The organism is Methanoculleus receptaculi (genome assembly GCF_033472595.1).
GTDB lineage: Archaea > Halobacteriota > Methanomicrobia > Methanomicrobiales > Methanoculleaceae > Methanoculleus > Methanoculleus receptaculi.
In genome coordinates this window covers 1,579,191-1,590,918 of the sequence record NZ_CP137642.1, presented here as the reverse complement: position 1 = coordinate 1,590,918, position 11,728 = coordinate 1,579,191, and the positions used below count along the sequence as shown (strand labels likewise).

Here is an 11,728-nt window from a genome sequence, read left to right as displayed (position 1 = left end):
AGGTTTTCATGGAACTTGATCCCTTTTGGAAGGACGCGCTGACGGAGTTCGGGAACATCGGCGCGGCGCACGCGGCGACGAGTCTGTCACAGATGCTGATGAGCCCGGTTGAGATGACTGTGCCGGAGGTCCTGGCCATCGATATCGCAGACCTTCACAAGTATATCAGCAACGAGATATCTGCGATGGTAGTCTTCCAGATCCAGGGTGAGATCGCGGATGGCGGGTATATCGTTGTCAGCATGCCCCGGGAGACGATCATCCAGCTGACAAACCAGATGCTCGGTATGACCGATACCGATCGCGAGATCAACGATATGGACCAGAGCGCAGCGATCGAGATCGGGAATATCATGATATCGGCGTTCCTGGATGCAACCGCCGAACTGCTGGGTGTCGTCATGCTGCCTTCGCCTCCTGCGCTGGCCATCGATATGGCGCATGCCGCTTTTGAGTCCATCGTTGCCCAGGTGGCAACCGATGTGAACGACGTCCTGATATTCAACACCGAGCTCACGAGCGAGGCCCCCCCGGTATACGGTAGCATCTACATGCTCCCGAACGTAGAACTTGCCGGGCAGTTGTTCCGGATGCTTGAACGGCTGATGGAACCACTCTCGTAGACGGCCTGCGGAATATACATGGAGAACAATTTTTTTGGGGAAGAGACGGCAGTCATCCTGGGTCTCGGTGAACACCGTGTCGGGAACTATCCGATGGCGACGATCGGGCTTGGTTCCTGTATCGCGCTGATACTCCACGACCGGCGGCGCTCGGTTGCGGGTCTGGCCCATATCATGCTTCCTGAAAGCCGGGGGAGCGCCGATCGTCCCGGCAAGTTTGCGGACACCGCCATCACTGTCCTTCTCGATGAGATGGAGATCCAGGGGTGCACCAGAAACACGATCTCTGCGTTTGTCGTCGGTGGGGCAAGCATGTTTGTATTCTCGGCAAACTCGCTGAATATCGGGGAGCGAAACGCTGCTGCGGTTAAGGAGAACCTGCAGAAACAGAGGATAAGGATTGAGTACGAGGAGACGGGGGGAAAGGTCGGTCGGTCGGTCTACTTCTGGCCCGCGGGGAAAGGCTGCCTCATCATCAAGAGGGCGGATGGGACATGCAGCCGGGTATGAAATTCCTCACCCCTCTTCTTCTGGCATCTCTCCTGGTCATTCCCTCCTCTTCTGGTATATATATCGCGTCTCCTGACTACGTCTCCTCGATCGCCTCTGCAGACGTAAAGGACGTGATCAATGGGCGATACGGGGATGTCATCTTTGCGACCTCCAGCGGTCTCTCAATCTACACGGCAGACGGGAGGTGGTATTCGGTCAACGCCAGGAACCCACGCCAGACGGACTACGGTTTTCTCGAACCGCTCGATAACATGGTGATTGCTCTTGCCCTCGATCCAGATGGTCACCTCTGGCTCGGGTATTCCTGCGGGCTGCAGATCGGGAACGGGACGGGGTATCATGCAATCCAGGACCAGGATCACCTCAAGAACCTGAACATAAACTGCATCAGGCGGTGGGATAACGAGGTCTGGGTCGCCGCAGGGAGCGCCGGTCTCCACCGCTGGCATGACGGGAACTGGACGTGGTATAAACCTGGCGGGCCATCGGGTGCAGGATTTTATACCGTTGTGAGCATGGTGGTGGATGCCGAGAGCGATGCGCTTGTCATCGACTCCGAGAACGATGGGGTGTGGGTGCTGAAAGGCCATGCGCGGGATCGCCGGTTTGAACAGGTCTTCTTCGGCGACGATCCGCTGCTCACAGTCTCCGGGGTGCGTGTCGACCCCTTCGGCGGGGTCTACCTGTTCAACGCTACAACCATCCTCCATTACTCTCCTGATGAGGGTGTCACCCCTGTTCTCAACGCCACGGACCTGAGCACCTTCCCGGTCACCATCAACGACGTTGCGGCAACACGCGACGGGACGCTTCTTGTTGCGTCCGATAAAGGTATATACGGGCTGAACTCTTCCGGCATCGTGCTGCATCTTACGTCTCGGGACGGTATCCGGGAAAACTTTGTCAAGAAACTCTTCATCGACGCTTCTGGGCGGTGCTGGTTTGTTGTTCCAGGGCACGTTGGCTGCATCCCGCTGATCCCGCAATACCCGACAATTCCGGTGGCCTGACGGCTGGAGTGGGTGTTCTGCAGGAGAAAGGGATGCCGTGGCATGGATGACCCCCTCCTTTGCGTTCACTTTCCCTTACGGATGAATCTTCCAACGCGGAATGGAGTTGTACCCGGCACAGAAGCCGGGAAAGTGCCTTCGGCCGCCCGCCGGACGTCCTCGATCGAGTAGAACGCCCTGGGGTTGAACTGATGGATGGCGTTCTCAACGTCGCGGAGGTTCCTCCTCCTGACCACAGAGAATATGACCTTGCTTGGACCCAGTCTTCCCTCGGCGTCTATAACCGTAACCCCGTAACCGGCGGCACGGAGGTAGTCGATGAGGTTGGTTGCATCCCGCTGGGTGATGATCCGTACGAGCGCAAGCCCCATCGCCAGTCGTTCTTCAATATGCATCCCGATGTAGTTCCCGGTAGCAAACCCCCCCGCGTAGGCAAGGTAGTTGATCGGGTTCGTGAGATTCTGAAAGATCTGGCTGATGGCGATGATCCAGATGAAGATCTCGGCAAACCCCAGAACCGGCGCAACCGTCTTCATCCCACGTGAGACGAATATGATCCGCATCGTCCCTATTGTGACATCACAGATGCGTGCGAAAAAGATAAAGATCGGGACGATAAAGAGGGAGAATAACTCCGGGTCGATCCCGAGGGCGCTACCGATCATGGTTCATGGTTTGATAAGGTGGCGATATAGCCGTATCCCTCTTTCCAGCAATCTGCAAAGATGCGGCGGCCGGTCACGCCCTCACCGGGTTTCGTCTGATTGGTCGCGCTCACTCTCCAGCCGCTCATGGTAGCGCCGGGATGTTCGCCACCAGTAGAACACCTCGTAGACCAGCAGCGCGAGCAGAACCACGCAGGCGCCGAAGAAGAATCCCATCACCAGGTCGTGGACAGGCGGCGCCCCCGCGGTTTCGACGCCCGGCACCCCGAACGTTGATACCTTCTCGCCCGTCCCGGCCCTCTGGAGGAGGGGTTCTGCGTCCCAGGACGGCGGCAACACCGCCGGGAGGAAGACCCGGAGCCCCAGTGTAGCAAGGACGATCAGCGCAAACAGCATCGTGTACTTCTTCAGGACAGACCGGAGATCGCTTACCGGCGGAGCAATGATGAGCACCTGATCCGTAAGCCCGTAGACCTTCACCTCGCGGCCTTTCTCGCTCCACCGGGTATCGACGACCTCAAGAAGCCCCGCTTCAAGAAGGTTATCGATGTGGTAGGTGGCGGTGGTGATCGGGATCTTCATCTTCCTGGCGGCCTCAGATGAGGTCATAGGCCCTGAACTGAACGCCTGTATGATCGCGTTCGCCGTCTGGCTTGCCATTGCCCGGGCTATCTTCTGCGCCCTCTCGTCGCCCGGCTGAAGAACTACTACCTCATTTGCCATGTAATGCTTTTATAATCATTTTGCGGCCTTGCTCAAGTGCCTCTTCAAGCCTGGAGGCGTCAGGGCCCGCACCCTGTGCAAGGTTTGGTTTGCCGCCGCCTTTCCCGCCGAGTAGACCACAGACCTCCCGGACGAGATCGGCGGCGTTCACCGCCGGCGTTCCGGAGGTCGCCACCACTCTCGCCGCTCCGTCGACCGACGCGATAAGCGCCACCCCCCCCTCATCGGCCACCGAGGTGGCAAGCGCGACGAGTTCCTTTTGGGGTGCATCAACCCTCCGGACAACGACCCGGAGACCGTCCACAACCTCACCCTCAAGGTTCTGCTTCTCGAGTTCAACCACTCTGCTGCGGAGACGCTCGATCTCCTTCCTCTGCTCCTTCCATTCCGAGAAGAATCGTGCCACCGTCGATGGCAGGTTCTCGGGCTGGACGCTCAGGACGCCTGCAGACGCACGGATGAGTTCCTCCATGCGCTGCACAGCGCGCACCGCGGCAAGTCCGGCCGAAAAGACCAGCCGCTCGACGCCGTCCTGGATATGCTCGACGCCCATGACCCGGATCACTCCTATCTCACCGGTCGAGCGGACATGCGTCCCCGCACACGCCTGCACATCATTCCCGACCCGGACTATCCGGATCTCCCGGCCAGGCGGGACGCCGCCCTGGTAGAGGCCAAACCCGTACTTACGCTCGGCTTTTGTCCGCTCCTCCACACTGATACTGACCGGAAGATCGGCCATAACCATACGGTTTGCCTCGATCTCGATCTTCTGGAGTTCCTCAGGCGTGATATGCCTGTAGTGCTGGATATCCAGGCGCGATACCTCGCTCCCCTTTTGAGCGCCGGCCTGGTGGACGTGGGCGCCAAGCACCTTCTTTGCGGCATACAGAAGGATGTGTGTAGCTGTGTGGTGGCGCATCAGCGAGAACCGGCGTTCCTCATCCACCATGCCCTTCACCCGCTCACCTCGTTTGAGGGTGCCGCCCATGACGCGGTGGAGGATCACATCGCCCACCTTTCTCACCTCCTCCACCCGCACCACGTTATCTGGCGTCACCAGCGTCCCGGTATCGGATGGCTGGCCGCCACCCTCAGGGTAGAATAGAGTCTGGTCGAGTACCGCCATCCCGTCGAAATAGTCCAGCACCACCGCCTCGAACTCGACCTCGTTTGGGAGATCGTAGTAGAGTTTCCTGGTTGGAGGCAGGCTCTCTGCCCGCTCACGGCAGGGCGCCAGCGGGTCATCCTCTTTAGACTCCTTTTGGGCTTCCAGGTGCATCTGGGCGATCAGCGAGTAGAAGTTGTCCGGGATCTCGACCACAGCGCCCTCGCCGGCAGCAACCTCCCTCACAACCTCGGGCGGGATGCCGTGCGAGTCATACAGCGTGATAACCTCCTGGAGGGGGACCCTGGAACTCGTTGCCCTGTAGTTCCTGGCGATCTTCTGGACGATCCGTCTCCCCCGTTCAAGGGTGCTGGCGTAGCGCTCCGCCTCGCTCTCCACGATCTCCCTGACAGCGTCAACATCCTGCTCAAAGTTATCCTTACCAGCGACCTCCATCTGCGCCTCCACCAGGTCGGCGAGCTCCTCGTCCATCGAGAGGTCGTTCATCATCCGGAGCGTCCGCCGGAGCACCAGCCGCGCAAGGTAACCCTCACGAACGTTCGAGGGGACGATGCAGTCGCCGAGCATGTATGCAAGGCAGCGGGTGTGGTCGGCGATGGCGTAGACCTTCTCGATCGGGACGACGATCCGCTCCAGCCGCTCAACCGGGACATCGATGGCCTCTGCGACCTTCCGGCGGAGTTTGTAAAGGTTCGTCCCTGAGATGTCCATCACCCCGGCGACCCTGGCGCTGAGCCCCATTATCTTTGTGAACTCAGGGTTGTCCAGGAGGTTCTCGAGGTGGGCCGAGTGCATCAGTCGGTTCACCATATCCGGGAATACAGCATCGTAGATAGTCGGCGAACCCTTCGATGCCCAGACAAATCTCTCAAGCCCGTAGCCTGTATCCACGATCTTGAGCCGCATCGGGTAGTAAAGTTCTCCATCCACCTCTACAGGAGGCTGACCGGTCTTCTGCCGCCCCAGGTTCATGAAGACCAGCGTCGCAACCTCAAGCCCGCCGATGAGCACCTCGACGGACGCCCCGGCGTTTCCGCCGCCGTACCAGGGGTGCTCCTTGTAGGTGACGCGTGCAGGGTCGCCGCCGATTGAGGCAATAAACTCGTCGCAGAGGGCGACGGTCTCATCCTTCCAGTAGATCCGCTTCTCCGGGGTGTTGAAGGCGTGGTGCGCCATCATCTCAAACAGCGTCAGGTGACGCCCTGACCTTCCGACAGAGTCGAGGTCGTTTAAACGGATGCAGGGCTGGGAGATGGTCAGCGGGTTTGCCGGCGGTGGGACGACCCCGCTTGTGACAAACGGCTGAAAATCAGCGATGGATGCGATGGTCAGGTAGATGTCGTCCCTCCAGCGTGCGGCCACAGGATATCGTTCGAGGCGTGTGTGGCCATGCCGCTCGAAGAACGAGAGGAACCCTTCCCGCATCTCATCGATGGTATGAGGTTTGAAGACGGGGTTGCCGATGAAGTTGTATGTCACGCAGGGGGCGTCACCGCAGAACTCCTGCTCAGGGTCCAGTGTCCAGAAAGCCGATCCGCAGGCCTTGCAGACCTTCCGCACAAACCCCTCTGACCGAAAGTAATCGAGCGTATATTCATCCTCGAGCATTGAAAATCACGCAGCGTAGATAGGTAGGGTTGTGACCGATATAGTTGTTTGTACGCCCCGTTCAAGGGTTCCATGTATCCTGATACCAGATGTCGTATGATTCATACAGTCCCGTTCTTTCGGCGATCCGCACCGCAAGTATGTGCCAGCACTCCCGTCCTCTGAAGAGGAAGTCGCTGCATGTGCAGAAATTGCTCTCAACAACGTACTCGCTGCTGCGCCCCACCACGATGAAGAAGTCGCGGTAGCGTTTTACCTGACCGTCGTCGACGGCCACAAGCGCCTTTCTCCCCCGTTCCCCATAGGCACGCTCGATGCAGGTGCGCAGTTCCGGTGTCAACGCCCCCTCCCGCTCGATCTCCTGCCAGATATCACTCATGGAACTATCGCTACATCTGGTGGATCCGGGATATAATGCCAGCCCATCCGGGATGCAAGCGCTTCCATGGCCGGGGCCTCGAGGGCGTAATGGGTGGCCTCAAGGCAGGGGATGGGTGAAGCACGGGCAACGCTGTGTTTTAACTCCGCCGAGAGGAAGGCGTCAGCCCCCAGATTTGCGGCTTCCTGTATCAGGTCAGGGTCAAACCCTGCACCACCCACGATCGCGAGGCGCCGGATCACGCCCACCCTGCCGTAGACCCGGATCCCCCCGCCGGGGAGGAGGCGGGCGATCTCTCCCGGGTCAAGAGAGCAGTCGCCGACGATGCCGGTGGTCATCCGTTCTGTCCTGGAAAGCCCGAGCCGTGACGCCAGGACGTCGTTTACACCGCCTTCGGCACGATCAAAGTTTGTGTGGATCACGTAGAGGTTCATCCTGAGAGAGAGGATGACTGAAAGCAGGCGTGATGTCACCCCCCGGATAGCCGTGACCGGTCTCCAGAGCGGGGTGTGGTGGACGACCAGCATATCCGCGCCGGCGCGTGCTGCGGCATTCACAACCCTCTCCGTGGCGTCGAGCGCACAGCAGACCTCTTCGATCTCGCTTCTCCCCTCGACGATGAGACCGATCCTGCCTTCATCATACTCTTCGGCAAGGTCGGGTGGTGCAGCCTCCTCCATTGCGGCGATGAAGTCCTTGATATCCATATTATATCCCTACGATCTCAGGGGATAAAAGGCTGAACGAGATGTGGGGGGCCGGCACCGAAAATTTGGCCGCCTGGAGGTCATGCCCGATCAGAGGGGATATCTGCTGTATATCCCAGAAACCACGGAGTAGAGGCCGGATAAAATAGGAAAGGTCATCCGCAGAAACACTACCCATCCATCGGAGACGGTATAATGAGATCTTTTATCATTGGAATGGCGCTCATCCCCGCGGTATCTGCCCAGATCGGCGGGGATGAAGGATGGTATCGCGTCCACTGCAACATCGACGGTGCCGACGTCTACTTTGACGGCCGCTACCAGGGCACCACATACGGGGGATCGCTTGATGTCCCGGTCTACACAACCGGATTCGCCCTACAGCACAATCCGGGTCGAGAAGAGCGGCTACCATACCTACACCGGCAGCCTCCCATCGAGTCCTGCGGTAGGGGAGACGGTGGACATACGTGACACTTCAGCCCGTCGAGACCACCGGGGTAATTGACGTGGTCTCCTACCCCGCAGGGGCGGATGTCTTCCTGGACGAGAAGTACCAGGGCAGAACACCATCGGCGGGTGTCTACACGATATCGAACGTCCAGGTCGGCGGCCACACCGTGAGGGTGGCCCTCTCCGGATACCAGGACTACACCACGTCGGTCAATCGTCAGTGCTGCAACCACAAGTCACGTCACCGCGACGCTCCAGCCCGGTCAACCCTCCACAGCGGGCTCGATCTCGGTCACCTCCTCGCCCGCGGGCGCCCAGGCCTACATCGATAACGTCTACCGGGGCATCACCCCCCTGACACTCGATGGTATTCCCACCGGAACCCACCAGGTCAGACTGGCGCTCGCAGGCTACAACGACTACTCGACAACCGTGGAGGTCGGTGCGGGGAGCACCTCTTCAGCATCGGCCTCTCTCTCACCCATCCAGACGCCAGGTACCGGGATGGCGCCGTTTGCTGTGGTAGGCGCGCTCGGCCTCATCGGTCTCCTGGTCGCCATGCGCCGGCGTGACTGAGGACCACCCCGGCACCTTTTTTCCCGCGAATCAGCGGCAACCCCTGGCAGGGATGCCTCTTTCCGGACACGGTATCGATGGGAGATCACCCCGTGGAGGACGCCCACACCTGCCCCATCCCCCCGGGATCCGTCCCGCGATAGGCCGGTGAAGTTGGTCACAGCCTGGAAGGCGTCGGTTTGATGCCGCTTCAATTACCAAAGGTAATAAACAACACCTATAAGTATTCCAAAATGAATATATGGTCATGGAAAAGTCCCTCGATCTCATCAATGCCCGGATACGCGAAGGTAGTGCACGGGTTGTCACTGCCGAAGAGATGCCGGCAATAGTCGACGAACTGGGAGAGGAGGGGGCACTGGAGGAGGTCGATGTCGTCACGACCGGGACGTTCGGGGCAATGTGCTCTACCGGTGCCTTCTTCAACTTCGGGCACGCCGACCCCCCCATAAGGATGGAGCGCGTCTGGCTCAACGACGTGGAAGCATACGCCGGGATAGCGGCGGTCGATGCCTACCTTGGCGCAACCCAGGAGGCCGAGACCCGCGACCGCCCCTACGGTGGTGCGCATGTCCTGGAAGAGTTTGTCTCCGGTGCCACCGTGGAACTGCGGGCAACCTCCCACGGTACCGACTGCTACCCGCGCAGGAGCATAACCACGGAGCTTCTTCTCGAGGACATGAACCAGGCGGTCATGGTCAACCCGAGAAACGCCTTCCAGCGTTACAACGCGGCGACGAACGCCACCGACCGGACGCTCCACACCTACATGGGCACCCTCCTTCCCCGCTGCGGCAACGTCTCCTACTCCGGTGCAGGAACCCTCTCACCACTTGCCAACGACCCTGCTTTCCGGGTCATCGGGAGCGGCGTCCCGATCTTCCTCGCAGGTGCGAGGGGGATGATCGTCGGCGAGGGCACCCAGCACTCGGCGGCTACCGGGTTTGGAAACCTGATGGTGACCGGCGACTTAAAAGAGATGCGGCAGGAGTTCCTGCGTGCCGCGGTCATGAGCGGTTACGGCGTGACGATGTATATCGGTGTCGGCGTGCCGATACCCGTTCTCGATACGGGGGTTGTCCGGAGCACCGCCGTCCGCGATGAGGACATCATTACGGATATCATCGATTACGGCACACCCCGGCGCGACCGGCCGTCGCTTGCAAGGGTGAGTTACGCAGACCTGAAGAGTGGGTCGGTCGAGATCGGCGGTGAGACCGTCAGGACATCCCCTCTATCGAGTTACCGGCGTGCACGGGCGGTGGCCCGGGAACTCAAGACCTGGATCGAGGCCGGGAAGATGGAACTTGCGCTCCCCACCCGCAGGATCGACCCGGCGAAACGCTCAAAACCCATGCGTGAGACGGTTGTGACCCCCCGTGTCCGCGAGATCATGGACCGGCGGGTGATCAGCATCACCGAGGATGAGGACATCAGGGTTGCAGCAAAAAAACTCCTCAAAGGGGAGACAAACCATCTCCCGGTCGTGGACGCGAGCGGTCTGCTGGTCGGGATAGTCACCACCTACGACGTCTCGAAGGCTGTGGTGAGCGACGGCCGGTTCCGGCGGGTGAAGGATATCATGACGCGGAACGTGATCAGGACCACGCCGGACGAACCTGTGGATATAGCCGCGCAGAAACTTGAGCAGAACAACATCAGCGCGCTGCCGGTGGTGGATGCCGGGAACAGGGTTGTCGGCATCCTGTCTGCGATCGATCTCGGTAAACTGCTCCCCGGGAGGCGGTGGCGATGAAACTCCTGCTGACGTTCTCCCGCAAGGGCGAGCACGACCCCGGCAGGGAACCGGTTATCGCCCGCGTGGTGAAGGAGACCGGTGTCCTCATCAACGTCGAGAAGGCCAACATCGACTCGATGGCCGGCGAGGTGCTGGTGGACGTCCCGGACGGCGATGCTGACCTCATCCAGCGGCGTTTTGAGGAGATGGGTGTGTCTGTCCGGGCGGTGGTTGATGCCATCATCCGCGACGAGGAGGAGTGTGTCGACTGCGGTGCCTGCATAAGCGTATGCCCGCAGGAGGTCTTCTCCTTCGATCCCGAGTGGCGGCTATGCGTGAACGCTGAACGATGCGTCCTCTGCGGCAGATGCATCCAGGCATGCCCGCACGGCGCTCTCTCACAGCAGGAATGATCCGGGAGCATTTCGAGTTCCGTCAGACGATCGCGACGGTCATCGCCGACGACCCGGGGCATATCGAGGCAGCGAAGGCCGGGATGCTGGCCGCCCGACGGGAGGTCGAGGATCAGATCGGCCGCGACCCTTTTTTCGGGGCGACGTTCGAGCCGTATATCCCCCCTAACGCCGCAAATACTCCGACGAGGATGGCCCGCGCCGCCGCTGAGGCGGGTGTCGGGCCGATGGCAGCGGTGGCAGGCGCCATAGCCGGAGCCGGGGTGGAGGCGATGGCCGGGGCGGGGGCGTCGTTTGGTCTCATCGACAACGGCGGGGATATAGCCCTGGTGAGCGACCGCCAGGTCACGATCGGGATCTATGCAGGGGCATCGCCCTTGAGCGGGCGGATCGCGTTTCGGGTCCCGCCGCAGGCCGAGATCCTGGGGGTCTGCACCTCGTCGGCGACGGTGGGGCCGTCCATCAGTTTCGGTATCGCCGATGCCGTAACGGTCTTTTCCCCGGACGTCGCTCTCGCAGACGCGTGGGCAACGGCGGTCTGCAACCAGATCACGGCAAAGGACACCTCCGTCCTGGACAGACTGGAGGGTTCCGGTGTTGCCGGGGTGCTTGCCATAATCGGGGATACGGTGATCCGCTGGGGCGATCTTCCCCAGGTCGTGCGGGCGAGGGTGGACGAACGGCTGATCACCGCTGGCAGGCAACCGTTTCACCGTCCAGGTTCATAGAGACTCTTCGATGTAGATGCCGATCCTCTCGTATGCCTCAGGGCCGGCGAACCGTGCAAGCGTGGTATCCCCGTCGGTAAGAATTAACACCGGTTCCCCTTTCTCCACCAAGAAGACCGCCTCGTAGATATCCACCTCTTTTATGATGATTCCGCGGGCAAGGTCTGAGGCGGCATGGAGCTGGAGCCGCTCTCTCGCCAGGTCGTCCGGGGTCTCCCGGAAAAAGTAGTAGAAGACCTGGTAGGCGTTTAGGAGATCGGAAGAGATGAGCGCATTCAGCGTCTCTGCATCAAGCGTATCCAGCATCTCTGCCAGGAGTTCGTCATCATCATCGCTCGCCTCAAACAGGGTATCGGCAAGTTCCGCAAGTTCGGTGTAATCGACCATACCTGACTCCTCGCTGTACGACCGCGCCGCGACCGGCGGGTGCATGAATAACTATATTGGTCTCGCCGGAAAAAAG

15 protein-coding genes are annotated in these 11,728 nt (G+C 60.2%); 9 read left to right on the top strand and 6 right to left on the bottom strand.

The genetic code is table 11. From position 1 onward, the window contains the following. The first annotated feature begins 8 nt into the window (after positions 1-8). The 3 genes from R6Y96_RS08130 to R6Y96_RS08120 are packed head-to-tail and all read left to right on the top strand — an operon-like array spanning position 9 to position 2,146. Positions 9-623 carry a chemotaxis protein CheC gene (locus R6Y96_RS08130; protein WP_318620795.1) on the top strand — a complete coding sequence of 205 codons (615 nt, stop codon included), beginning with the start codon at positions 9-11 and terminating at the stop codon, positions 621-623. 18 nt (positions 624-641) lie between these two features. Beyond that, the gene (locus tag R6Y96_RS08125; protein ID WP_318620794.1) at positions 642-1,133 is read left to right on the top strand and encodes a chemotaxis protein CheD; all 492 of its coding nucleotides are present in this window, start codon (positions 642-644) and stop codon (positions 1,131-1,133) included. Next, complete coding sequence (locus tag R6Y96_RS08120; RefSeq protein WP_318620793.1) at positions 1,130-2,146, top strand: ligand-binding sensor domain-containing protein; 1,017 nt, start codon at positions 1,130-1,132, stop codon at positions 2,144-2,146. The genes R6Y96_RS08125 and R6Y96_RS08120 overlap by 4 nt, the downstream gene beginning before the upstream one ends. Before the next feature lie 65 nt (positions 2,147-2,211). Here R6Y96_RS08120 and R6Y96_RS08115 read toward each other — a convergent pair whose 3' ends face one another. The 5 genes from R6Y96_RS08115 to R6Y96_RS08095 all read right to left on the bottom strand — a co-directional run bounded on the left by R6Y96_RS08115 (position 2,212) and on the right by R6Y96_RS08095 (position 7,357). Further along, positions 2,212-2,811, bottom strand: a complete 600-nt coding sequence (locus R6Y96_RS08115; protein ID WP_318620791.1) for a DUF2179 domain-containing protein — start codon at positions 2,809-2,811, stop codon at positions 2,212-2,214. Positions 2,812-2,892: 81 nt separating this feature from the next. Beyond that, the gene (locus R6Y96_RS08110) at positions 2,893-3,534 is read right to left on the bottom strand and encodes an ArsR/SmtB family transcription factor (RefSeq protein ID WP_318620790.1); all 642 of its coding nucleotides are present in this window, start codon (positions 3,532-3,534) and stop codon (positions 2,893-2,895) included. Continuing rightward, a complete protein-coding gene (gene alaS, locus R6Y96_RS08105; protein WP_318620788.1) occupies positions 3,524-6,271 on the bottom strand; it encodes an alanine--tRNA ligase in 2,748 nt (915 codons plus the stop codon). The genes R6Y96_RS08110 and alaS overlap by 11 nt, the downstream gene beginning before the upstream one ends. Before the next feature lie 61 nt (positions 6,272-6,332). Next, on the bottom strand, positions 6,333-6,650 hold the full coding sequence (locus R6Y96_RS08100; RefSeq protein ID WP_318620787.1) for an SWIM zinc finger family protein: 318 nt from the start codon (positions 6,648-6,650) through the stop codon (positions 6,333-6,335). Further along, entirely contained in the window at positions 6,647-7,357 is a 711-nt protein-coding gene (locus R6Y96_RS08095) for a Nif3-like dinuclear metal center hexameric protein (RefSeq protein WP_318620785.1), read from the bottom strand. The genes R6Y96_RS08100 and R6Y96_RS08095 overlap by 4 nt, the downstream gene beginning before the upstream one ends. A 195-nt stretch (positions 7,358-7,552) precedes the next feature. Here R6Y96_RS08095 and R6Y96_RS08090 point away from each other — a divergent pair, with 195 nt between their 5' ends. From R6Y96_RS08090 to R6Y96_RS08065, 6 genes are all read left to right on the top strand, one after another. Beyond that, positions 7,553-7,831, top strand: coding sequence for a hypothetical protein (locus R6Y96_RS08090; protein WP_318620784.1), 279 nt, complete (start codon positions 7,553-7,555; stop codon positions 7,829-7,831). Continuing rightward, positions 7,828-8,142, top strand: a complete 315-nt coding sequence (locus R6Y96_RS08085) for a PEGA domain-containing protein (RefSeq protein ID WP_318620783.1) — start codon at positions 7,828-7,830, stop codon at positions 8,140-8,142. Before R6Y96_RS08090 ends, R6Y96_RS08085 begins: the two co-directional genes overlap by 4 nt. Continuing rightward, complete coding sequence (locus tag R6Y96_RS08080; RefSeq protein WP_318622507.1) at positions 8,024-8,386, top strand: PEGA domain-containing protein; 363 nt, start codon at positions 8,024-8,026, stop codon at positions 8,384-8,386. Before R6Y96_RS08085 ends, R6Y96_RS08080 begins: the two co-directional genes overlap by 119 nt. A gap of 247 nt (positions 8,387-8,633) precedes the next feature. After that, entirely contained in the window at positions 8,634-10,142 is a 1,509-nt protein-coding gene (locus R6Y96_RS08075; protein WP_318620782.1) for a homocysteine biosynthesis protein, read from the top strand. Beyond that, positions 10,139-10,537: a 4Fe-4S binding protein gene (locus tag R6Y96_RS08070; protein WP_214023174.1), complete on the top strand. Its 399-nt coding sequence runs from the start codon at positions 10,139-10,141 to the stop codon at positions 10,535-10,537. The genes R6Y96_RS08075 and R6Y96_RS08070 overlap by 4 nt, the downstream gene beginning before the upstream one ends. Continuing rightward, a complete protein-coding gene (locus R6Y96_RS08065; protein WP_404810316.1) occupies positions 10,534-11,265 on the top strand; it encodes a UPF0280 family protein in 732 nt (243 codons plus the stop codon). Before R6Y96_RS08070 ends, R6Y96_RS08065 begins: the two co-directional genes overlap by 4 nt. On the opposite strand, the gene R6Y96_RS08060 is transcribed toward R6Y96_RS08065, so the two are convergent. Beyond that, positions 11,260-11,697 (bottom strand): hypothetical protein, encoded by a 438-nt coding sequence (locus R6Y96_RS08060; protein WP_318620780.1) that lies wholly within the window; start codon positions 11,695-11,697, stop codon positions 11,260-11,262. The two genes, R6Y96_RS08065 and R6Y96_RS08060, sit on opposite strands and share 6 nt — an antisense overlap. Between the last annotated feature and the right edge of the window lie 31 nt (positions 11,698-11,728).